The organism is Verrucomicrobium spinosum DSM 4136 = JCM 18804 (genome assembly GCF_000172155.1).
Lineage (GTDB): Bacteria > Verrucomicrobiota > Verrucomicrobiia > Verrucomicrobiales > Verrucomicrobiaceae > Verrucomicrobium > Verrucomicrobium spinosum.
In genome coordinates this window covers 6,913,684-6,937,490 of the sequence record NZ_ABIZ01000001.1, presented here as the reverse complement: position 1 = coordinate 6,937,490, position 23,807 = coordinate 6,913,684, and the positions used below count along the sequence as shown (strand labels likewise).

The window sequence follows — 23,807 nt, the reverse complement described above, 5'->3', positions numbered from 1 at the left end:
ATGAATCTCCCTGAATGAGGCCGAGCCTTCCGCCTTCTTGTACTTGGGGGCGAGGAAACTTATGCTGACTATGAAGACGATGATGGGGGCGGCTTACTTGGGTGGGGCTTTGGGGGCCAGGTCGGGATGTTTGGCCAGGGTGGCGGTGAGGAGGTCGAGCAGGATGGGCCGGAAGTGCTCGATGTCGGAGTTGGATTCGATGTCCTGCCGGGAGGCCCAGGCAGTTCCGTAGTCGCTTCTGCGACCGATCAAGGCGCTGAAGTCGGAGATCGCCTGGCGCTTCGATTCAGGGGTGCCCACTGCCCAGAGAGCGGCTGCATAGCCGGGGTGCGAGAGGTCGTCTTCGTGGAATGCCCTCGGGTTTTGCGTCCTGGCGGCGGCGAAGGCCTCGACTGCTTCAGCGGGATCCTTCAACTCCAGGCAGGCGTGGGCTCTCTGCAGGAGGAGGGGGAATGAGCCGGGGAAACGCCGCTCTCCATCCGCCAGCAAGAGCTGGAAGATGGTACGATTGCCAGCGCGACCCGCTTCTCGCATGGCATCGCCAAAGTCCACCTCCGTGGCATGAGGCGTGGCGCACAGCTGCTGGCGGACGGCCAGGGCCTCTTGGGGTTGCTTCAGCCACCACAAGCCGTTGGCTTTGGCCCGTAGGGCACCGGGAGAGGCGGGATCTAGGGAGAGGGCCTTGTCTGCATACTTGATGGCGCTCTTTCTGCGGGCGTCTCTTTCCTCCCCGGAGGTGGACGAGGAGTCCTCTGAGGGGGAGGCAATTTGGCTGGCATAGTTGGCCAGGAGTCCTGCGGCCAGGCGGTTTGCCAGGGGATGACTGGGATTCAGGAAATAGACTTCTTTGAGGATGTCCTGGTCACCCTCCCCTGAAGAATCGGTGTCGAACGCTCTTTGGGACAAACAGTTCACCTGATCGGCCAGTGAGAGCGGTGAGTGAGGGAAGAGCGGGCGGGAGTTCCTGGGAGTAAGGTGCCAACGCACGATGCTGCGCCATGGCGAGTCTGCCTGAGGGGCTGAGTCGAGCAGTTGAGCCCGCCATTGCAGGCGATCTTCCAGCGGCACGGGCTGTAGGAGTCCTTCGTGGGAGACGCTGACGCCGCCGATCATTTGCAGGTCTTCTGCGGAGGCGAGGACTCCGGTGGTACCCACATCCCAGAGCCGCATGCCGCATTTGCCGCCAGCGGTAGCCAGCCATCTGCCATCCGGACTGTAGCAGACGCTGGGTGTGTCCCTGCTGGCGCTGGTGATGAGGACGCGAGGACCGATCGCCCTGCCATCGGTCGTGCTCCAGAAACTCAACCCTCCCTCCTGCAAGGTGGCGATGGAGGATTCTTTAGGGTGATAGGAGAGGGGGCAAGGTTCACTATGAGGGGCAACGCTGAGGCGATAGTAATAGTCATAGCTGTACGAGTAGTAACTGCCGCTGCCACTGTAGCTCCAACTGTCCCAACCGCCATACCCGAATGACGTGACGTAGTCTCCTCGCCACGTCCCCTTCTCTGGAGTCGTCCATAATGCTGAACGGATTCTTTTCTTCAGAGGCAGGGGTACGAAGCCTCTCCGGGCCTTCTGCGGGAACCATAAGGAGTATTGCGACTCCGCGTTGTTGGCGCTTCCTCCGACAAGGGTGAGCCATGTCTCGCCCCCGGGTGCGAGGCGGACCTTGCGCGTCAGTGAGTGAGTCTCCATCACTGGAGAGGCTGGTTTGCCGGTGAGGGGGTCCCAGAGCCTGAGTGCTCCAGCCTGCTGTACTTTTTCGGATTGTGAAACACCGGAGCCGGTGAGGAGGATCTTGCCTCCGGCATCCAGGCTGAGATCGTTGACGGGATGATCATGGAGCATGATGTCGCCCACGGGATGGCCGTCGGGGACGCTCCATATCCGCGATGTTTTGTCCTGGCTGGCGGTAAGCAGACGGGTGCCGTCCGGTGAAAAGAGGAGCGAGTTGACCGGGCCTTCATGGTGCAGGGTGCGGCCGGTCTGACGGCCGGTGGCGGAGCGCCAGAGCCGCGCTTCACCGCGGAGTGGGTTCGAGGAGACATTTATTTCCGCGTAGCTGGCCGGGCGGGGTCTGACAGGGGCGCTCCCGGTGGCAATGAGATGGCCATCAGGACTGAAGCGGGCGCACCAGATGGGGAGAGGGCTGAAGATGCTGGGGCTGGCGGGCGCGCCAGAAGCTGTCCGGTACACCTGCACGCCACCTCCAGAGACGATGAGGAGCCTTTGGGAGTCTGGACTGAAATCGGCACCGAGGATGGGCGCCCTGCAGACGAGGGGAGGTGCGGCGGGCTGGCGGGTGGCAAGGTCCCACCATCGCGCGGTGCCCACGGTGTTCGGGCGCGCTGAATCGACCGTGTTGTCGATGGCCAGCAGGTAGCGGCCATCGGGGCTGAACTGGACGTGATCGGCCGGGCCGGGGTCCAGGCATTCGCCGGAAGGGGCGCCGGTGTCCGGGTGCCAAAGGAGCAGGCCACCGCCATCGGAGCCAGTCAGCAGTCTCTGGCCATCCGGGCTGAACAAGGTGAGGTAAACGCTGCCCTGATGGTAAAGTGGGCTCCCGATGGCCTTGCCGGTGAAGATGTCTTTCAGAATGGCATGGCGGTTGCCGGAGGCGGTGGCGAATGAAAAACCATCTGGATGGAAGCTGGCGAATCGAGTGGACGATGTATGGGAGAAGACGGGTTGCAGATTGATGGCGGGAGTCACGAGGGTCTGCCGCTCCACATCCCACACCTGGACTTTCTCGGCGCTGACGGAGAGGATGAAGTCCCCATCGGTACTGAGTATGACTTGAGTGACGTTGTCATGCCGCAGGGGGGATCCTTCTGCTTTGCCGGAGAGGCTGTCCCAGATGCGAATGGTGTTGTCGCAGACGGGATCAGAACTGGTTTCTGAGGGGTTGCACCCGCTGGCCGTCAAGACGCGGGTGCCATCCGGGTTGAAGTAGGCGTGGGTGACCGCGCCCTGGTGTGACATGGGCTGGCTGCAGGGCTTGCCAGTGGCGGCGTCAAAAAGGCTGGCCGATTTGGGAGAGCTGCCTGCCAGAATCTTGGTGCCGTCTGGGCTGAACTGCGGCAGAAACTCAGCCTGGTGAGGGACGGTGAGGTTCACCTGGTTCGCGCCTCCCAGAGTCCAGATCCGCGCCAGACCGTCGACGCTGCTGGTGATGAGTCTCGAACCATCCGGGCTGAAGGCGAGATGGCGGACTTTTTCGGGATGGGGCAGTTGCTGGGGCGTCGCGGGGGTGATTCCAGAGGGGTCCCACAGGTACACGGTCTGATCTGCCACGATGGCGATGAGCGTGGTCTTGGCAGGGCTGATGGCGGCGAAGGTGGCCTCCGCAGGGAGCGTGAGAGGAGCTACCAGGGCCTTGAGCGTATGGCCATCCCAGAGGTTCACAGATGATCCGGCACAGGTGAGAATCTGACTACCATCTCTGCTGAACTCTGCGTGACTGATCCATTTTCCCGGCAGCGCTGGTGTGGTGGCGGGGAGGGCATTGACCGTGGGGGCGAGGAGGAGCCGCAAGACGGCATCCTGGTGGAGATTGGCAGTCTGGAGGTCACCGGGGAGTTTTTCATTGAACCGAACGGCGCTGGCCAGGTGGGCAAAGCCTGCGGGCGGATCATCGTTGAGCTCAAAGGCCTCGCGGGCGCTGCCCCAGTGATTGAGTACAGCCTCCTGGAGGTTCGCGTTGGAGAGCTGGAGGTTCTCGTCCGCGAGCTCCCGGGATGTCCGAAGGAGGAGATAGGCAATGACCAGGCCCACAATGACAATGGATGCCAGGGTCCCTACGCCCCATTTCACGATCTGATTCTTTCGAGCCTCCTTCAAAGAGGCTCGAATGTACTTCAAGACAGGCTCGCTGATGAGGCCTTGGGGGGCCTTCAGGAGTCGGCGGCCTTCCTCCAGGGGGAGTCCTTTCTGCAGGAGGAGGCTGGCGTCCTCGGCGGCCCTTTGCCACTGGAGGAAGTTTTGTTCAATGCTGGCCCGGAGCCGCAGCGTTTCTGTGTGGCGGGCGATGGCGTCTGCCAGCTTTTCCCAGCGCCGCAGCAGGGCCTCGTGGGCGAGGGTGACCCCCTCTGCGCTGGAGATGAGCAGCCGATGCTGGATCAGAGCGTTGACGAGTTCCTTTTTGGCCGGTGTATTGGTGATTTCCTCGTGTGGGGCGAGCAGGCGGTGGGCCTGGGATTCGCCGGAGGGAGACACGGTCACGAGGGCAAAGGTGATTTCATCGAACGTGGCTTGCGCCTCCGGGCCGATGGCGTCAAAGGCGGTCTGGGCTCTGCGACCGACGGCCCCTTCAATCTCGCCGAGCTCCTGGTAGGCGGCGAAGGTGAGCTCCCGAGCATCATTCACCCGCTGAGAGAGCTCGCTCAGGGTGTACTGCAGCAGCGGGAGGGCGTCGGGCTGGCGACGGGACGCGGCCAGCAGCTGCTCATCGAGAGCCTGCTGGCTCTCGGGATCCCTCCCGAACGTGAGCCCTGCGAGCCGGGCTGGTTCAGTAATCATCTGCCGCAGGGCTGGGTCGCCTGGCGCGGTGAGGTCAAACTGGCCCGCGCCGACCTTTAGTTTCATAAAGGTCTCGCAGGACTGGGCCAGGTGGTAGCAATCACTCCGCAGGGTGGCGATGATGTCCACAGGATGGTGGGTGCAGAGCCAGTCCAGGATGCGGAAGAAGGTCTCAGGTTCCACCTGGGTGGAGCCGGAGTTGAGCCAGAGCTCTTCGAGCTGGTCGACCACCAGGATGATGCGGACGGGGCCACCGGCCTCTCTTTCGGCTGACTGAAAGGCCAGCGTGAGGAGGATGCTGGCCGCTTCGAAGTTCTGCTGGTCCAGGTTCGAGGAGAGTGCCTCGATGCCGCCTGGCAGCTGGCTCAACGCGGGCAGCGCCGATTCCAGGCCCAAGGCGAGGGTGGTGTGCAGGGAGTGGGGCTGCCGCCCCGGAATGATGATGACGGGGAGCCATTTCTTGATGCCGGCAAGATAGGGCTGTTGGATCAGGAAAGCGGCCACGCCAGCGCGGGCCAGGGAGGACTTGCCCGCACCGCTGGCTCCCAGAATGACCACAAAGGGGCGGCCTGCCTGACGTTGTTCACTCAACTGGTCCAGTACATCACCTGTTTCCTCATCCCGACCGCAGAAGATGAGGGCGTGATCGAGGTCAAAATACTCCAGGCTGCGGTAGGGGCTCCCCTGCCAGAGGGGGGCGGTGGGATTGTGGGCGAGCAAGGAACTGATGGCATCATCCAGATGAAATATAAGGCGCTGGGCAAAGCCTTCTGGATCCCGGTAGGTGTGGCGTGCGTGCAGATTCTGCTTCTGGCCGTTGAAAAACTGCGTTTTGATGAACTGCTCCAACGCTTGTTGCTGGTCCAGCAGCTCGCGGATGGCGTCCCGGTCCAGTTCGGTGCCGGTGAGTTTTTTCCTGAACCCTTCTTCATCTTTGCGGGCATAGACGAGAGTGAGGGGGCGCTGGTTGCCGGATCGCTGGAAGGCCTCCAGCATGAGGTCGAGCTCGCGCTCGGTACCGCTGAGGTAGGGTGAGCCGTCCTGCTTGACGATGCCGGGCTCCAGAGGGGTCCCCATCCTGTGCCAGAGGATGAAGATGGCAATGTCTATTTCCTCTGTCCCGGCCAGTCTGGCATCGACTCCAGCCTGGGCGGAGCTGGAGGCTGGGAGGGGCCAGTGTTCCCACACCAGAGGGTCGAGGCGCACCTGGCTCCGACGGCGCTGCTGAATGGCGGAGACGACTTGAAGCGCGAGCTTTCGCTCCTCGGCCACATCGCCCGGGCTGGAGATGAAGATGCGCAGGGTTCTCATGGAGCGGCCGGTTTTTTTGTCAGGTGGCAGGTGACTTCCTCGTGAGTGCCGCGGGCTGGAAGCGGCGCAGTCCTTTGTTGTGGGTGGGGCGGCTTACTCGGGTGGGGCTTTGGGAGCCAGGTCGGGATGTTTGGCCAGGGTGGCGGTGAGAACCTGGAGGAGGGTGGGCTGGATGAACTGGAGATCGACGACCGTTTCCACATAGGCCTGGGAAGCCCAGTACTGTCGGGTGGGATCGTTGTCGTCGATGAGGGCTTTGTAGAGCGTGACGGCCTGCTGCCGGGAGGCGGTGGTTCCCAGAGCCCACTGGGCGGCGGCCTGGGCGGCGCGTGCTTCGTATTCCTCGCCAAAGACGTCTGGATTCTGGGCTTGGGCGGCTGCGAAGGCGTCGATGGAGGCGGAGGGGGATGGTAGCTCGATGAAGGCGAGGCCTTTGTGGATGAGCATCTCTGAGTTTCCTGGGAACCGTTTCTCACCGGCAGCCATCAGTTCCTGGCAGATCTGGCCCTGGCCAGCCCGGGCGGCGGATCGGAATGCCTGGCTGAAGTCTGCCGCGATGGCCTCCGGGCTGGCGCACAACTGGCGGCGGACGTCCAGGGCTCCCTGGTGGTCTTGCAACCAGGACAAGGAGTAGCCTTTGGCCCGGAGGGCAAGCGGCAGGCCGGGATGGAGGGCGAGGGCCCTATCGGCATGATGGATGGCGCTGTGGCTTTTGGCGTCGATCAGGGGTCTGTGGTAAAACCAGAAAGAGGTGCCTGGTGCGAGGAAATCTGCATGAGCGGCCCAGATGCCGGCCGCCAGGAGCTGTGCTCCCGGGTGGGTGGAATCAAGGAAATAAGCCTCCTTGAGGGGCTGGAGCTCGTAGGTGCCGGCGGGTTCCCTTTGGAAGCCTTTCTGTGTGAGTCTGGTGATTTGTTCTGCAAGCGTGGTCGGGGAGTGGGGGGAGAAGGGGCGTTCATTGCGGGGGCTGAGATGCCAGCGCGTAAGGGATTGCCACGGGGTGAGGCTGGCGGGATCTGCGGCAAGGAGATGATTCTTCCAATGGAGCCTCTCCTCCATGGGCACGGCAAGCCGGAGGCCGTCCTTGTTGATTCTGACGCCACCGATCATCTCGATGTCGCTGTTGGTGGTGTGGATGTCCCGGGTATTGACGTCCCAGATACGAGTGCCGGTGGGGGAGCGGGCGGTGACGAGGGAGGTGCCATCTGGGCTGTAGGCGATGCCGTGGGCGGCACCGGACTGGGGGAGCAGGGGGCCCAAGGGCTTGCCGTCAAGAGGGCTCCAGATGCTGGTCCCCCCACTGACATTGGTGGCAAAGGAGAGGGCTGTGGGGTGATAGGCAGCGGAGCAGACGCCTTGGAAGAGGGACTCTCCGTAGTAGAAGCTCTCTTCCGCCCCGAGGCCGTAGTGGGGGGCACCCCAGAGCAGGGGATGGAGTCTCTTGGCAGGGTGCAGGGGGCCGGCGATCGGGCTGTCTGCGGAGGTGCTCCACAAGTGATGGTGGGTGTCATCCGCCCTGTCCTCCTGGCAGCTTATGGTGAGGAAGTTGTTTCCTTGAGGACTGAACTGGACTTGGCGGACGGTTTTTTCTGTGGCATAGGGTGGAGCCAGGGATCGCCCCGTGGCGGCATCCCAAAGTCTGGCGCTGCCTGCAAAGCGGCCGCCGTCCCTGCGGGGAATGCCGCTGCCTGTGAGAAGCATCCGCCCATCCGCGCTGAAGCTGGCGTGATTGACCGGAGCTTCGTGGAGCATGACCGCGCCCAGGGGCTGGCCAGAGGAGGCATCCCAGAGGCGGGCGGTCCGGTCTTCACAGGCGGTGACGATGCGTTTGCCGTCTGGGGAAAAGGCGGCGGTGCTGACTCTGCCCTGGTGAGGGAAGGAGGCGAGCACCGGGGTGCCAGAGGTGGCGTCCCAGAGCTGTGCCTCGCCGGTGGTGTGGTTCCATGTCACGGAGGTTTTCGCATCGTTCTCGATGAGGGGCATGGGTACGCCACAGCCAGTGAGGATGCGGGCGCCATCTGGACTGAAGTGGGCGCAGGAGACGGGATGGGGAAGTGAGATGGGCGGACTGGCCGGCTCGCCAGACAGCGTGTGATAGGTGCGCACATGATTGTCATCGCAAACGATCAGGAAGCGCCCGCCATCCGGGCTGAACTCACCGGCAAGAATACGTCCATGATGGGTGATGAGCGGTTCTAGGAGTGTGCGGGACGCGTAGTCCCAGCGCTGGACGATGCCTGGGGAGGTGGCGATGCCGTAGTGGATGTCATTGCAGATGGCCAGGAGGTGCCGCCCGTCCGGGCTGAACTGCACGTGGTCGGATCCCCTTCCGGCGAGATATTCCCCGGAAGGGGCGCTGGTATTGCTGTCCCAGAGCAGGAGGCCGTCTCTCTCGCTGTAGGTGAGCAGCCGTGATCCATCGGGGCTGAACACGGCCAGATAGACGCTGTCTTGATGATAAAGGGGACTGCCCAGCGGAGTGCCGCTCAAGGTGTCCCAAAGGACCGCCTTGTAGCCGCTGACGGTGGTGACGTAGGCGAGCCCGTCTGGACGGAATCCGGTGTTGGTGCCCTCTCTCACAAAGGAGGTGGTATCGGAGAGGTCAACGGCGGTGGAGGCGGGCTTTTGAGTGAAGACATCCCAGACCCGGGCGCGGTCTGTGCTGGCGGAGAGGATGAAGCCGCCGTCAGCGCTGAAGCTGACCTGGGTGACGTTGTCGTGCAGCATGGGGTTGCCGATGGGGTCACCGCTTTGGCCGTCCCAGAGGCGCAATGTATTGTCGTAGGCGTAGTCGAAGTCGCTTCTGTCATCGCGGTAGCTTCCGCTTGCCGTGAGGATAAGGTTGCTGGCAGGGCTGAAGGTGGCATGCGTGATGGTGCCCGCATGAGGCATGGCTGGACCGGACGGTTTTGAGGTTGCGAGATCGAACAACTGGGCCTGGTCTTGGATGGGGCAGATGAGCAACTGGCGACCGTCAGGGCTGAATTGCGCGGCGAACTGAATTTCATGGCGGATGGACTGCAAGAGTTTGCCTGTCGCGAGGTCCCAGACTCTTGCCTGATTGTCCTGACCACTGGAGACGAGCTTTGAGCCATCCCGGCTGAAGTTGAGATGACGGACGGTTTCTGGGTGTTTCAGCTCAAGGGATTGTGTGCTGTTTTCCAAATCCCAGTGGAAGACGGACTCTCCGGCGATGGTGGCGATGAAGCGATGGTTGGCCGGGTTGAAGACGGCCAGTTCAACATCTGAGGTATGCGGCAGCGGGGCACCGATGGGCTGGAGCGTGCGGGCGTCCCAGAGCTGCGCCTGCTTGCCGCTGGCTGTCAGGATCAGGCGTCCATCCTTGCTGAAGGCGGCGCTGTTTACCCCGGAGCCGGTGTGGGCGGGGCCCGCCACGGGCAGGGGGTTGGCGGTGGGGGCGTGCAGGAGGCGCAGGGCGACGTCCTGGTGCAGCTCGTTGAGCTGGAGGTGGGGTGGGAGTTTTTCATTGAACCAAACGGCCCGGGCCAGATGGGCAAATCCTGTGGGCGGGTCATCGCGGACTTCAAAGGCCTCCCGGGCGCTGCCCCAGGCGTTGCGGACGGCTTCGTGGATCTGGGCATCGGAGCGCTTCTGGGAGTGCTGGGACTCGATGCTCCGTATGACCATGGCGACGATGGTGAGGCCTGCGATAGCGGCGGCCACCAAGGACTGTCTCAGGTGGCGTTTCCTGCTTTGCTCCCTTTTCAGGGAGGCATTGATGTACGTCTTGACCGGCTCGCTGAGCAGGGTCTGGGGAGCGTCCAGGAGGCGGCGGCCTTCCTCCAGAGGGAGTCCTGTCTGTAGGAGGCGGCTGGGGTCTTGGTTGGCGTTCAGCCATTGGTCATGGCTCTGCTCAACGCTGGAGCGGAGGCGGAGGAGCTCGGCGTTGTTGTCGATGGATTCAGCAAGACGATCCCAGCGCCGGAGGAGGGCTTCATGGGCGAAGGTGACGCCCTCCTTGCTGACGATGGCGAAGCGGCCCCTGACAAGGGCGTCAACGAGCTCCTTCCTGGCCGGGGTATTGGTGATTTCCTCGTACGAGGCGAGGCGGCGGAGGATCTGGGACTCGCCGGAGCCTCTGATGGTGACGAGGGCGGGGGTGATCTCGTCCAGGGCGGCCTGCGCGGCCTGGCTGGTGGCCCTGAATGCTGCCTGGGCCCCACGACCGATGGCACCCTCTATGCCGCCGAGGTCTTTGTAAGCGGCGAAGGTGAGTTTGCGAGTGCCGGCGGCCTTCTCATGAAGCTCGCTCAAGGTGTACTGGAGCAGAGGGAGGGCGTCGGGTTGGTGCCGGACTTCGGCCAGCAGTTTTTCATCGAGCGAGAGCCTGGTCTGGACATCCCGCTCAAAGGTCAACCCAGCGAGCCGGGCGGGCTGGGTGATCATGCGGTGGAGCGCGGCGTCGCCGGGGGCGGTGAGGTCGAACTGGCCCTGTCCGCCCCTCATCTGCATGTAGGCCTCCGAGGCCTGGGCATGGTGATAACAGTCACTGCGCAGGGTGGCGATGATGTCGACGGGATGGTTCTTTCCGCAGAGCCAGGCGAGGGTTCGCAGGAATAACTCTGTCTCCCCGGCCTCGGAGGGGGCGGGCCACAGCTCCTCCATCTGGTCCAGCACCATGACGAGGCGTATGGGGCCGCCAGCAGCGGTCTGGGCGGTGTGGACGGCGAGGCTGAGCAGGATGCCGGCGGCTGTGTGGTTCTCCTCTTGCAGACAGGTGGCGAGCTCTGCGATGCCGCCGGGGCGCTGGTGGTGAAGTGCGGGCAGGGCGGTGCCCAGGCTGTGGGCGAGGGTGGTGAGCAGGGGTTGGGCGGCCCGGCTGGGGACCAGCACGGTGGGGAGCCAGGCTTTGACGCCGTCCTCAAAGGACTGCTGCATGAGGGCGGCGGCGACGCCTGCCCTAGCGAGGGATGACTTGCCGGAGCCGCTGGCACCCAGGATGCAGACGAAGGCGGTTCCTGCCTTGCGCTGGTCCCGCAGCTGTTGGAGGATGTGAAAGGTCTCCTCCTCCCGACCGCAGAAGATGGGGGCATGCTGGATGTCAAAGTACTGGAGGCTGCGGTAGGGGAGGTCTGTCCAGGAGATGGTGGGGGCGTCTTGACCCAGCAGGGTGTCGATGGCGTGGTGCAGGTGGCTGGAGAGGCGCTGGGCGAAGCCGATGGGGTCCTGATAGGAGTGGTAGGCGTGGAGGTTCTGCCCCTGGGGGGAGAGGAAACGCTCCTGGATGAATTTCCGGGCGGCATCGCGTTGCTTCACCAGCTCGAGGATGGCGGGGCTGGCGTCTTTTGCGGCAAGGAGGCTGGTGCCAAATCCGTCGCTATCCCGACGGGTGTAGGTGAGGATGAGGGGGCGTTGGTGGCCAGATTGCTGGAAGGCTTCGAGCATGAGATCGAACTCGCGCTCCGTGCCGCTCAGGTAGGGGGTGCCGTCTGGTTTGGTGATGCCGGACTCCAAAGGGGTGCCGAGCCGGGCCCAGAGGATGAAGACGGCGATGTCGATCTTTTCCGGGCCGGTGAGGACGGCATCAATGCCTTGCTGAAATGAGCTCGTGGCGGGAATGGGGAGTTGCTCCCATACGACTGCCTCCAGGGTGAGGTGGCCGCGGTATCTCTGCTGAAGCGCGGCGATGACCTGCTGCGCCATTTTGCGTTCCTCGGCGACGTCGCCGGGGCTGGAGATGAAGATGCGCAGGGTTTGCATGGAGCAGGCAAGTTTGCTTCATGGGACCATGGCACAGGCGTCAAGGGTGGCGTGGGAAAAAGGGGCGGGGGCTGGAAGCCCGCTCTGTCGGCTCCGGCATGTGGGGGAGATGCGCAGCGTCGCCAGGGGCTTGGGGCCGGGGTGTCTAGCCGGTCGGGCGATGTCTGGGGAGGAACTCGCCGACGGGGCGTCTGGCGAGGATGGTTTCGCGGAGTTTGGTCAGGGCGGGCTCCACGTGGTTGAAGGCGTTGGCGGTGGTGGGCCAGCGGGCGGCCTTCCTGTTGCGGGGGTGGATGGCCTGGTACTTCTTGAGGTTGCAGGTGATGGTCTGGTCGGTGCCGCGGAGCTTGAGCTGGTGGGGATCTTTCCAGCCACAGTCAGGTTCGAGGAGGAGGGTGACAAGCTCGGCCTCGCTGGCCTCTTTGCGCTGGATGGCGCGGGCCATCTCCACGCCGCGGATGTAGTCGGAGGCGAGGAAATTCGTGCTGACCATGAAGACGATGATGTCAGCGTCGTCGAGTTCCCGGCGGATGTCCTGGTCCCATTCGCTGCCGGTCTTGATGAGGCCGTTCATCTGCATGACCTTCAGGTTCTGCTTGAAGACGTCCAGGTGACGGATGTCGCGCTGCGCGTAGCTGATGAAGAGGCGCAGGGGCTCAGGGCTGGGAATCGGAGAGAGTTAGGACACCGCTAGCGTCTGTGCCATCATTGAATCGAAGAAGGCGATAGACACCACTCGTTACCCATTGTGGTTTGAGTACAGTTGTGTCCTTCAGTCTGGCGTCTTCGCCGTAATGGAGGATGATGCCCAAGGCGTGCAGGATGCGGGCCAGGCTGTCTTGTTGAAGGGGATCGGTGAGACCTTTTTCGTCACACAAGGTGCGGAATGCCGTGAACTTGATGTTCGAGGCCCTCACCAATTTTTTTCAGCGATCTCTACCTGCTGAGGCGGGCTCATCATGGGAATGGCTTTTGGGGATGATTTGGTGCGGCTTTCTTGGCCATGGTGCAAGACGAAAGATGCGGAGCCGGGAAGAGAGGTCAGGTTGGCAAATACGCAGGGATGGAGCAGCCTTTTCGTGTATTGGAGCGTGACACGTCAGAAGGGCGTCTTTCCGGTCCGCCGTCCCTCCGGGACGGTAATGCCTGTTACACCCTGAATCCGGTGGTTCCCGGCCTGGTGACAGGCCTCCACCACCGGCTATATTCCGAGGTCCCTCCGGGACCGGGGAGCATGACGTTAGGTCGGCGAGGATGGCATTGTGTCGGGGGAGTCGGTGGCATGGGGTGGTTGAGGTACCTCTGGAAAAGTCATGTCTCGTGGGGAGGTGGGATGATGGCGGATCTCGGTAGGTGGTGAGGTGGTGAGGTGGTGGGGTGGTGGGGTGGTGGGGTGGTGACCGAGGGGCCGGCCGTTAGTCGGTGACTACGCCTCAGTTCGCATGACGGAAGCGGGGCAAGGCTGCGCTGGCCGGGCGTTTGGCGAGGATCTGGTTGCGGAGGTCTTCAAGAGGATCTTCCACGTGGTTGAAGGCATGAGGGGCGATGGGCCAGCGCCTGGCTTGTTTGCTGGCGGGGTAGATGGCCTGGTATTTCTTGAGCTCGCAGGTGATGGTTTCACTGCTGCCGCGGGGCTTGAGCTGGTGGGGCTTGCGCCAGCCGCAGTTGGGTTCGAGGAGCAGGGTGACGATCTCGGCCTCGCCGGCCTCTTTGCGCTGGATGGCTCGGGCCATCTCCACGCCGAGGATGTAGTCGGAGGCGAGGAAATTGGTGCTGACCATGAAGACAATGATGTCTGCCTCTTCCAGCTCCCGACGGATGTCCTGGTCCCACTCGCTGCCCGTCTTGATGAGCCCGTCATACCAGAGGGTGATGAGGCCGTTCATCTGCATGACTTTGAGGTTCTGCTTGAAGACATCCAGGTGGCGGGTGTCGCGCTGGGAGTAGCTGACGAAGACGCGGACGACGGGGGCGTCTGGCTGGCGCTTGAGCGGGGCGGAGATGGTGTTGAGCTGCGGGGTCTGCTCGATGGGGATGCTGCCGTCCACGGTCTCCACGGTGGTGGTGAGGCGGCGGCGCTCGTCACGCTCCAGGGTGGCAACGTCCTTGTAGATGTTGCGGTAGCCGGTGACTTCCATCTCCTCTCTGGGCGTGAGGCCGGGGAGGCTGGCGTGGATGTCCTGGAGGTGGCCGCGGATGAGCTGGACGAGGCGGAGGCGAGGTTCGGGCTCGCCCTGTACGGTGACGGTGATGCGGTTCTCGGTGTGCTCGGCCCTAACGAGGGCCTGGGCGCCTTCGACACTGAGGACGACGCCGTTGCGCCAGCGTTCGGTGTGCTCACTGAGCGGGTGGGTGCGGACGATGAAGCGGGGGAGCAGCCCCTCAGGGATGACCTTGTAAGTGTAGCGGAGACGGGTGGCGGGGGCGGTGGTCCAGTCTGCGGCAAGCTTGGGCTGGTAGCGGGTGAGGACCTGCGGGATGAGCCAGCGGGTCTCGGCCTCGTCCAGGGCGTAGCAGAGCTCGAACCGGCGCATGAGTTCGATGAGGTAACGCACCATCTCCGGCGGCTCGTCCGGCATGGCAGCGGCGGCCTCTTCCAAGGTGAGAATGCCGTTGCCACCCTGCTCGTCTTTGAGTCGGAGGAGGTGGTACACACCGTTGGTGACCCACTGGGGATTGAGCACGGTGGTGTCTTTCAGGCGGGCATCCTCGCCATAGTGAAGGATGATGCCCAGGGCGTGGAGGATGCGGGCCAGGCTGTCCTGCTGGTCAGGCTCTTTCAGGTCTCGCTCCTCGCACAGCGTGCGAAAGCGGGTGAAGGGAAGATAGTTGTGCTTTGCTGCGCCGAAGTACTCCTTCACGTTCCACCAGGAGCTGGGAAAGGGCTCGTGCACCTCTTTGAGATCGCGGAGGATGTCGCAGATCGTTTCTTTGAGGTCGTCGATGCCGTGCTGGGTCTTGCAGTCAGTGGGGATGAAGGCCTTGATCGCGGGGTAGCGCTCCTGGAGGAGGTTGCGGTCCACCTCAAAGGGGCGTACGTCCCACTGGTTCAGCGCGATGATGATGGGGGAGTCCTTGCCGAAGGTGGAGATGAGCCGCAGCCAGTACTCTGCGTCGCGATCCTGGTTGTCGGTGCGGCCCTCCAGGACGAGGAGATAGACGCTGCGCTCGGTGAGGAAGAACTGGTGGGTGGCGTGGGTGATTTCCTGACCCGCGAAGTCCCAGACGTGAAGGCGGAGGTCCTCGCCATGGCAGTGGAGCTCCCAGGGCTGGATGTCGATGCCGGGTGTTTCGGGTTTGTTCTCGTCAAAGGTGTTGTGAACCAGGCGGTCCCGCAGGGAGCTCTTGCCTGCCTTGCCGCGGCCAACGAGGAGGAGTTTGACCTCGTTGAGCGGGCGGGATTGGCCCTCGGCGAGGCGGAAGTAGTAGCGAAGGATGTCGGCGGCTTTAGGCGTGTTGGATGGTTTGGCGGGAGTTCCAGGGCGGAAGTGCGGCCCTAGCACCTCGGCGGGAAGGTTCAGTCTGGGGTTGTTGTGAAGATAGATCTCTGACAAGTCAGGGAGCTCTTGGAGATATCTCGGAAGGCTGGTGAGCCGGTTGTCTGAGATTACGAGCCGCCGTAGCTTTTTGCAGGAGGCGAGGGAGGCGGGCAGTTGGGTGAGTTGGTTGTCCTGCAGATGCAGTGCTTCGAGCTCGGGGAATGCTGAGAAGATCTCTGGGAGAGACGTCAAGCCACAACCGTGCAAGCGAAGCTGTTTCAGTTTGCGCAGATGCTGCAAGCCTTCGAGGGAGCCTGTGAGAAGGTTGATTCCTAGGTCTAGAAATTCGAGAGAGTCGAGATGTTCAAGAACCGGGGGCAGGCTGGTGAACCTGTTATTGCGGAGTATAAGGCCAGCGAGTTGAGAGCACTGGGCAAGTGAGGCTGGCAGAGAACTGAGAGCATTGCCTGAAAGGAAGAGGAAGCTTAGTGCTTGGAGCTGGCCGAAAGACGGGGGGAGGGATTGAATCTGAGTGCCGTCAAGATTAAGATGTTTCAATTGCTTCAGACTCAGGATGCTCTCAGGAAAGCGTTTGAGCGGGTTGTGGGAGAGGGTCAACCACTTCAACCCGGTGCACTTGGCAAGCGCCTCCGGAACTTCTTTCAGACCGAGGCCCTCCAAATCAAGGTGCTGGCCGCCAGATCCTTCCGTTTGCGTGATGCGACGCAAAGCAATCTCATAGGGAGTGCCCTGCTCCTCCACCGGAAGGTTGATCTGCGGGAGCAGGCTCGTCGTGGCAAGGGCCTTTTTGGCTGGTTTTCGTGCTGCTTTCTTGGCCATGGCGGGAGCGACGGGGGCGGGAGGTGAGATGCGGCAGAGCCGGGTCTTGAGGCCATGATGTCCAATGTCCAGGGATGGAGCAACCTTTTCATGCAGCGGGTGGTGAGATCGAAGCGGGATGGAGATGGAGTAAGGGCGTCTTCCGGGTCCGCCGTCCCCTCCGGGACGGGAGGGGGCCTGGGGTGGTGGTCCGGTGGTTCCCGGCCTGAGGACAGGCCTTCACCACCGGCTATGTTTCCGGGGTCCCTCCGGGACCGGGGGCGGGCGGGTGGGCTGCTTGGTGCTTGGTGCTTGGTGCTTGGTTGATGGAGTGGTGGAGTGATGGAGTGATGGAGTGATGTTCCTCCGAGGTCGGAGGCTCTGGGATGGGCGGTCATCCTGGCGCTCCCAGCACCTGGATGCGAAGCATCTTTGGAGTGCGTTCGGGAACCGCCGCTTTGGCGGCGCTGGTGAGGGGCTGGAACCTGAGCGTGGGAGCAGGGGGAACGTGGGGGCTGTTGAGAGTCCGGGTTTGGGGCTGGTGGGCTTCGCTCGGGCGTTATGGTGGTTCTAACCTCAACAGGTCCCCCGAAAGCGGCGCTTCACGCACGCACTCCATAGTTCCGCAAGCGGGACCAGGTGTTGGGGGTGGTGTGGTGGCTTGATTGCTTTGGGCCCTTTGGTGTCGCGGGGACGGCGGGAGGAAGGTGAAGACGTGTGGGGCCGCATGTGATCGAAGCTGGGCTCTGTTCGTAGTTCAAACTTCAGTTTGCCTCAGGGCGCGTTACTCCTGATCGACTGAGGCAAACTGAAGTTTGAACTACGAACCGCCTCGTGAGCTGGTGCGGCGACTATCGTGGGTGGGGTGGGGTGCTTGGTGGGCGCGGAGGAGGCGCTGGGGTGGGAGGAGGTTTTGTCGGTTTCCACGCCTGATCATGATGGCGGAAGTTACCCAGGGTTGACTCGCTTCGGGCTCGTCCAACCCTGGGCTGGGTTAGACATTCCTTTCAGGATTGAGCTTCGAACGGTAATTGCCTTGAACGCAGGGGTGGTTGGGTGACGTTGGTTGCGGAGTCCAGTGCCCGGGTTTGGGACATCCTCGGAGCGATCCGTGTAGGTGATGGAATACTTGCTTCCCACGAGCGTCCACCGGCCTTTTGCTTTGATGAGAGGAGGATGAGATGGGACGTCGGAGTTGCTGGAATCAATGCTCTCTGTGAAGGTGCCGTCCGCGTTGCGAGTGATGACGAACCGCGCGCCCCAGCCCTCCTCCCCTTGCCAGGTGCCGACCAGGTCGGCGCTGGTCAGCGGGGGTCCGCCGGGTTGGCTCCTATATCCCGACAATGGGTGGCGGCGAGGGCCAGGTAGAGTGCGAGGGCGGCCGCCTTGCAGGGACTGGCAGTACTTGTGGGCGTTGTGGTCATCGCGTGATCAGGCATCATCCGTGTGGTGAAACTCTCCGAGCAACTCGCCCGTCGCTGTGGCAATGAATCGTGTTCGGCTCCCGTGAATCTCCAATCGTACTTTGGCGTCTGGGTCCTGGGCGGACAAACTTGTAGTGAGCTGGCGCATCGCGGTGACGATGTCTGGATGCGGCGATGTCACGCCGCGTTCAGCCATGCTCAGGCGCATTTGGTAGAGCTTTAGAAAGTGTTGCACGGGAAGGTTGCTCATTTCGTGGTGCTTGAAAATGGCTGGGAGCGATGGGCTTCTGAGATGAACTGGCTGAGGAAGGCGGGCCGGGGCTTGCGTGTCCCCATGGTGGCGCCTCGTGCCCCGCCTTGCCCCGGGCTGGTATGTTTGACGCCATTGGCGTCAGATCGATATCGATCACTTGTGAAAGAGGTGACGCCACTCAACCTGGTGCGCCAGCGCATGTGCCGTCGCGAGATGGGGATTGGTCTTCACGGGAGCGCGACTGACGCGCGGCGTGGGGCTGGCCTGTCTGCCTGACGTAGCCTATGAGGCGTCGCCCTACTGGTTGCCCCGGGCTTCAGGGATGAACTCTTTGAGGAAATCCAGGTAGCCGCGTGAGTGGCCGGCCATTTCCCGACGGGTCACGAGCGATTCCTCGATGACGTAAAGCACCTTGAGGTATTCTCCGCGCGACAGGTCGTGGGTTTCATGCTCGTGTTGGAAATGCGCCAGGAGTTCACTGGTGAGTGCGCCTTTGATGCGTTCTTCATCATTCTTGGGCGGTGGGAGAGGGCTGGCCCCTTTGAGCTGGCTCATGATTTTCCGCAGGGCGGATTTGACGAGGGAGTCTTTCAGGGTGGCGCTTTCCTGGGCTTGGAGCCGCAGGTCATAGTCGTGGATCCGGCCTTCGACTTCGAAGAGGATCCGGGAGTAGCGGGGGTCTTGCATGATGTCGCCGGCGCGCATGGGGAGTGAGTGGTGGTGGTGGGTGGGGTTGGAGTTGGAGTTGGAGTTGGATTCTGTGAAGGCGGGGCAGCCTGCGATGGCGGGCTGGCTTGAATCAGATCATTGCTTCATGCGGTGGCTCATGCAATCTCGGAACTCTGGGACGGGGGGCGGGTCAGGGTGCATGCGCCGGCGGTTCGCCTGTGAACTGCCTCTGCTGGTCCGGTGGATTCTTGCCGTCGGAGGACATGATGGAGGTGCTTTCTACTTTCTATCTTGTGTTGGTTGGGTGTTTTGGGTCGAGGGGGGTGAGCTAAGGTTCAAGGAATAACATGCAGAGCGTCTGCAGGCGTGCAGCAAAAAACGGGTTTCACGGGGCAGGTGCCTGCCTGGCATGGGCTGGAGCTGGGAGGGAGCTGGGAGGGAGTGTTGGGGAGGACGCGTTGGGGCGGGGAGGGGTTGCTGGGATTCGCGTTCTTACGAACGCAACCACGAGCTTCTGGCTTCTAACTTCGAGCGTCGGGGAGCGAGCTGCGAGCGTTGTGTGAGCTGCGGTGGGGGAAGGTGGAAGAGCCGTCCCGGCTCTTGGTGCGGCTTGTGTGACCAGGGGAGTTGGTGTGGGGGTGGGGGAGGACGCGTTGGGGCGGGGAGGGGCTGCTGGGGATTCGCGTTCTTACGAACGCAACCACGAGCTTCTGGCTTCTAACTTCGAGCGTCGGGGAGCGGGCTTCGATCGTTGTGTGAGCTGCGGTGGGGGAAGGTGGAAGAGCCGTCCCGGCTCTTGGTGCGGCTTGTGTGGCCGGGGGAGTTGGCGTGGGGGTGGGTGAGGACGCGTTGGGGCGGGGAGGGGCTGCTGGGATTCGCGTTCTTACGAACGCAACCACGAGCTTCTGGCTTCTAACTTCTAACTTCTAACTTCTAACTTCGAGCGTCGGGGAGCGGGCTTCTAGGGTCGGGGGGAGTCGAGGTTTTTTTGGGAGTGACTAGCTTCCCACTCGCGCTTGAGCAGTGCGAAGAGGTATTCGCTGCCCCATTGACCCTTGAACCACAGGCTCTCTACCAAATGGGCCTCCTGCCGGAAGCCGAGCCGTCGGAAAAGGGCGGCGGCGCGGTGGTTGAGGGCATCGGTGGAGGCGAGGACGCGATGTTTGTGCAGGGTGCCGAAGAGATAGTGGAGCACGCACTCGACCGCCTCGGTGGCATAGCCGCGGCCCTGGTACTGGGGGGAGAGGGTGATGCCCATTTCCATCTGCCGCCCGTCTTCCTGCAGGCAGTGCAGGCCGCAATCGCCGATGACGCGGCCTGTGGCGGTCTCGACGAAGGCGAGCTGGAACCAGGTGCCGGGAACGTCTGGCTGGGCGGTGCGCTGGGCCTCGATCAAACGGGCTGCGTCGTCCGGGCCGAACGATTCCCAGGACTGATAGCGAGCCACCTCAGGCAGGGAGCGGTAGGCGCACAACGCCTCCGCATCGCCGGGGTGGAGTGGGCGCAGCAGGAGACGCGCGGAGGTCAGGTGGCCTGGGAAGGGTTGTTTCATGGGGTGTAGCAGCCTGTCTTCATGTGATGTGCCTCGCAAAGGCGCGGCCGGGGGATGTCATTGTTTGTGACAGGGGATACGCCTTGTATCTCTTCCTGGCGCAGGTCGCGATGAGTGGTGCCCACTTTGTCGTCCGTTGTCAGCAGCGATCCTTTGCGGCGGCCAAAAAAACTCTTCGCTCGCAATGAGCATGGGGCCAGCCTGACAGTGAGCTTGGAAGGTTCGATTTATCAGCCTGCGCCTGCCCACTGGCGAGCTGGAGGTGCTGGCCACCTCACTGCTTGATGAACAGGCTTTCCTGACGGAGGAGTTCTTGCAAGACTACCACCGACGGTGGGGGATTTGACCTGCTTTAAAGTGCTCAAAGGGCGTCTGGCTTGAAGCCGGGCCGTTGGCCCTGAGCTTCGTTTGCCAAAGGGAGATCATTGGCCTCGCCAGCTTTCCCTGATGGCATTGGCGTAAACGCGGAACTCCAACCCTCTCCGATGTCGCTTCGGGGTTGGAGTTCCGTCCAAGTCTTGCGGGACGGGCAAGGGGGGACTCGGCCCACGGAAGCCCACTCAGGGTGAAGCCTGTGCCCCGTACAATTTCAGCCCCAACACCTTGACGCACTGCCCACTGACGTGCTGACGCACCGCGCACCGGCTCCCCTCCAGACCGTAAAACCGCCATTTGTTGCGTGCGGGACAATCTCATCGTAGGCTCGGCGACCATGAAAAACAAAGGCCTCGGATGTTTGCTTGCTTTCGTGATTGTTGCGCTGCTGGTCAGTCTGGCGCTGAATTTTGTGTCTTTTGCCGCCGTCCTGGGGATGGGGCTGGACAGTGCGTCCATTGGCTATGTGGAGCCGAAGCAGAAGTTCCGGGAGACGCTGGTGGAGGCGGGGGCGGCGGAGACGAAGGACAAGATCGTGCGCATTGACATCGAGGGCATCATCGCCAGCGGCCCAGCCGGGGATCTCTTTTCCGAAGGTGGGATGAATGTGGAGGCGATCCAGCGGGCGCTGGAGCAGGCCTCTGAGGACAAGTCTGTGAAGGCGATCGTGATCCGGGTGAACTCACCGGGGGGCGAGGTGACGGCCTCGGACAATCTCTACAACGCGGTGAAGAAGGCGGCGGCGAGGAAGAAGGTGGTGGTGTATATGGACTCGATCGCGGCCTCGGGCGGGTACTACCTGGCCTGTGGGGCGTCCAAGATCGTGGCCAATGAGACCACGCTGACGGCAAGCATCGGCGTGATCATCCAGAGCCTGAACTACAGCCAGACTTTTGGCAAAGTGGGCCTGGAGACGATGACCTTTGCCAGTGGCAAGTTCAAGGACACGTTGAGCGGCTCCCGCCCTATGCGAGAAGACGAGCGGGAGTACATCCAGAGCCTGGTCTCGGCGATGTATGACAAGTTCGTGGGCATCGTGGCCAAGGCACGTAACATTGATGAGGCGCAACTGCGCACGGGTGTGGCGGATGGCCGTGTGGTGACGGGCAAGCAGGCGCTGGAGTACAAGCTGGTGGACCAACTGGGCTATGTGGAAGATGCGTATGCCCTGGCGAAGGAACTGGGAAGCGCGAAGGATGCCATGGTGGTGAAGTACAGCCTGACGCCCTCTCTGGCGCAGTTGCTGGGCATCATGGGCAAGGCACAGGCCTCTTCTGGGGGCAAGGTGGAGCTTGATGTGAGCGATCGTCTGCTGCCGCGCCTGGAGGCGGGCAAGCCCTACCTGCTGCCGGCGCACATGGTGCGATAAGAGGGGCAACCCTCTGGCTTGACCCCTCTGACGAGACGACCCACGATGAGTGACCTGGCAACACTGGCTGTGATGCGCGACGTGTTCGCCATCGCGGGTCTGTCCCTGGCAATCGCCCTGACGGTGTACGGCGTGCTCCGTGTCACCCAGGACTTGCACTGGAATCTGGAGGGCAATGTGCTGGTGCGGCCCTACAAGACGGTGGATGTGTGTGTGGCCCTGGCACTCCTCTCTCTGATGGTGTGGGGGGGCATGCAGCGGGGTGAGGAGGGCACGCCAAAGGTGGAGGAGCTCTCTGATGCGGCCTCGGCGGCGGGGCTGTTTTTCAGTGCGGTGATCCTGATCTTTCTGAGCCTCATGCTGGTGGGCTATCTCACCATCTACCGGGGGCTGAACCCGGCGGAAATGTTTGGCCTGCGGCAGATGAGCATGGCGCGGGCGTTTGGGGTGTCGATCGGAGCGGTGCTCCTGGTGGTGCTGAGCATGGGACTCATCTTGTACGTCGCGACCTCCCTGGGTCTGGGATGGAAGGATGTGGACAGCTCTCCGCAAGACACGGTGAAAATCTTCAAGAACTCAGGGAATGTGGTGTCGAAGGTGTTGTTGGGCGTGCTGGCGATGGTTGTGGCCCCGCTGAGCGAGGAAATCTTCTTCCGCGGATTTCTGTACGGGGTGGTGAAGCGGTTCACGGACCGGTGGTTCGCGGCGATCTTTTCCGCGCTTGTCTTTGCGGCGGTGCATCATCATGTGGGCAGCCTGGTGCCGCTCTTCCTGCTGGCGATTGGTTTTGCCCTGGCCTATGAGACCACGGGCTGCCTGCTGGTGCCGGTGTTTATGCACGCGCTCTTCAATGCGGGGAACCTGGCGGCCCTGTCGCTTCAGGGATAGAGGAGGCAACGAGTGCACCTGCTATGAACGCGCCGGATTTACGCCTCACCCTGGCCAGCATCGGGGAGGATGAGCTGATCTCCCGCCTGGTGCAACATTTGCCACAGGGGCCGGAGGTGATTGCGGGTCCGGGTGATGACTGCGCGGTGGTGCGTGCGGTGGAGCCAGGTTGGGACCAGTTGCTGAAGACGGACTGCGTGGTGGAAGGTGTGCACTTCCTGCGGGAGGCGGCACCGGAGCAGGTGGGGTGGAAGGCGCTGGCCCGGGTGGTGAGTGATGTGGCCTCCATGGGCGGGGTGCCGCAGCATGCGCTGATCACGCTGGTGCTGCCGCGAGAGCTGGAGGTGAGCTGGGTGGAGCGGCTCTACGCGGGGCTTCGGAGGTGCGCGGAAACTTACGGGGTGAGCATTGTAGGTGGCGAGACGGCGGGAGGTCCGCTGGTGATGGTCTCGGTGAGCCTGACGGGCAAGGTGCGGGAGGGCCGCGTGCTGCGTCGCGATGGGGCCCGCGCGGGCGATGTGATCGCGGTGACGGGTCAGTTGGGGGGCTCCATCACGGGACACCATCTGAGTTTTGAGCCTCGGGTGGCGGAGGCTGGGTGGCTGGTGGAATCGCAGCAGGTGCAGGCGATGATGGATCTCAGTGATGGTTTGGCCAAGGATTTGCCGCGGATGGCTAAGGCCAGCGGGGTGGAGTTTGTGCTGGAGGAGGGGACCCTGCCGGTGAATCCGGGCTGCAGTGCGGCCCAGGCCTGGGGAGATGGGGAGGACTATGAGCTCCTGCTGGCCATCCCGGCGGCGGCTTGGGAGGCGCTGGCGGCGTCGTGGGCGGCGCGATTCCCGGAGGTGCCGCTCACGCGGATTGGCACCTTCGTCCCGATGGGATTGGGGGAGAAGCCGGACTTCGTTGAGACTGGTTGGGAGCACTTTGTGACGGCTCCCCCTGTGCAGGAGCTTGAGTCTGAGCGCTCTCATCGTAGGATACAGGCTGATGATTGAACTGGCCAGCGTTGAGGAGACCTTGCACTGGGGCCGCGAGCTGGCCTGCACCCTGAAGCCGGGTGATGTGGTGGCTCTGGTGGGCACCCTGGGTGCGGGCAAGACCCATGCGACCAAGGGCATTGTGGCCGGTCTGGGGAGCCTGGCGAATGTGAGCAGCCCCACCTTCACACTGGTGCATGAGTACAACGATGGCCGGCTGCCCGCGTTCCACTTTGACTTTTACCGCCTGGATTCCGCAGAGGAGGTGCTGGGCGTGGGCTGGGATGACATTCTGGCGGCCGATGGCGTGGTGATCGTGGAGTGGGCAGATCGTTTCCCGGAACTCCTGCCGGAGGGCACGCGGTGGTTCTACTTCACGATCCGTGAGGATGGGGTCAGGGAAGTGGAAGAGGGGGATGAAATGATAAATGAGGAATGATAAATTATAA

General features: G+C 62.7%; 12 protein-coding genes. 4 read left to right on the top strand and 8 right to left on the bottom strand.

Going from position 1 to position 23,807, the window contains the following annotated elements; genetic code table 11:
- Positions 1 to 93: 93 nt before the first annotated feature.
- From VSP_RS28225 to VSP_RS28185, 8 genes are all read right to left on the bottom strand, one after another.
- Entirely contained in the window at positions 94 to 5,829 is a 5,736-nt protein-coding gene (locus VSP_RS28225) for an nSTAND1 domain-containing NTPase (RefSeq protein ID WP_009964954.1), read from the bottom strand.
- Positions 5,830 to 5,922: 93 nt separating this feature from the next.
- A complete protein-coding gene (locus VSP_RS28220) occupies positions 5,923 to 11,550 on the bottom strand; it encodes an nSTAND1 domain-containing NTPase (protein ID WP_009964953.1) in 5,628 nt (1,875 codons plus the stop codon).
- 145 nt (positions 11,551 to 11,695) lie between these two features.
- Positions 11,696 to 12,190 (bottom strand): toll/interleukin-1 receptor domain-containing protein, encoded by a 495-nt coding sequence (locus VSP_RS28215; protein WP_256200493.1) that lies wholly within the window; start codon positions 12,188 to 12,190, stop codon positions 11,696 to 11,698.
- Positions 12,191 to 12,206: 16 nt separating this feature from the next.
- Positions 12,207 to 12,467: a COR domain-containing protein gene (locus VSP_RS44050; protein ID WP_198141247.1), complete on the bottom strand. Its 261-nt coding sequence runs from the start codon at positions 12,465 to 12,467 to the stop codon at positions 12,207 to 12,209.
- A gap of 516 nt (positions 12,468 to 12,983) precedes the next feature.
- Positions 12,984 to 15,869: a COR domain-containing protein gene (locus VSP_RS37775; protein WP_009964949.1), complete on the bottom strand. Its 2,886-nt coding sequence runs from the start codon at positions 15,867 to 15,869 to the stop codon at positions 12,984 to 12,986.
- Positions 15,870 to 17,279: 1,410 nt separating this feature from the next.
- Positions 17,280 to 17,522 carry a hypothetical protein gene (locus tag VSP_RS28200; protein WP_009964948.1) on the bottom strand — a complete coding sequence of 81 codons (243 nt, stop codon included), beginning with the start codon at positions 17,520 to 17,522 and terminating at the stop codon, positions 17,280 to 17,282.
- A gap of 300 nt (positions 17,523 to 17,822) precedes the next feature.
- Positions 17,823 to 18,230, bottom strand: coding sequence for a hypothetical protein (locus VSP_RS28195; RefSeq protein ID WP_009964947.1), 408 nt, complete (start codon positions 18,228 to 18,230; stop codon positions 17,823 to 17,825).
- Between the two features lie 925 nt (positions 18,231 to 19,155).
- Entirely contained in the window at positions 19,156 to 19,746 is a 591-nt protein-coding gene (locus tag VSP_RS28185) for a GNAT family N-acetyltransferase (protein WP_009964945.1), read from the bottom strand.
- Between the two features lie 712 nt (positions 19,747 to 20,458).
- On the opposite strand from VSP_RS28185, the gene sppA reads away from it, so the two are divergent.
- From sppA to tsaE, 4 genes are read left to right on the top strand one after another with little or no spacing between them, the layout of a single operon-like run.
- Positions 20,459 to 21,490: a signal peptide peptidase SppA gene (sppA, locus tag VSP_RS37770; protein ID WP_009964943.1), complete on the top strand. Its 1,032-nt coding sequence runs from the start codon at positions 20,459 to 20,461 to the stop codon at positions 21,488 to 21,490.
- A gap of 45 nt (positions 21,491 to 21,535) precedes the next feature.
- The gene (locus VSP_RS28170) at positions 21,536 to 22,378 is read left to right on the top strand and encodes a CPBP family intramembrane glutamic endopeptidase (protein ID WP_009964941.1); all 843 of its coding nucleotides are present in this window, start codon (positions 21,536 to 21,538) and stop codon (positions 22,376 to 22,378) included.
- Positions 22,379 to 22,401: 23 nt separating this feature from the next.
- Complete coding sequence (locus tag VSP_RS37765) at positions 22,402 to 23,376, top strand: thiamine-phosphate kinase (RefSeq protein WP_009964940.1); 975 nt, start codon at positions 22,402 to 22,404, stop codon at positions 23,374 to 23,376.
- Positions 23,369 to 23,797 carry a tRNA (adenosine(37)-N6)-threonylcarbamoyltransferase complex ATPase subunit type 1 TsaE gene (gene tsaE / locus VSP_RS28160; RefSeq protein WP_009964939.1) on the top strand — a complete coding sequence of 143 codons (429 nt, stop codon included), beginning with the start codon at positions 23,369 to 23,371 and terminating at the stop codon, positions 23,795 to 23,797. Before VSP_RS37765 ends, tsaE begins: the two co-directional genes overlap by 8 nt.
- Positions 23,798 to 23,807: the final 10 nt, after the last annotated feature.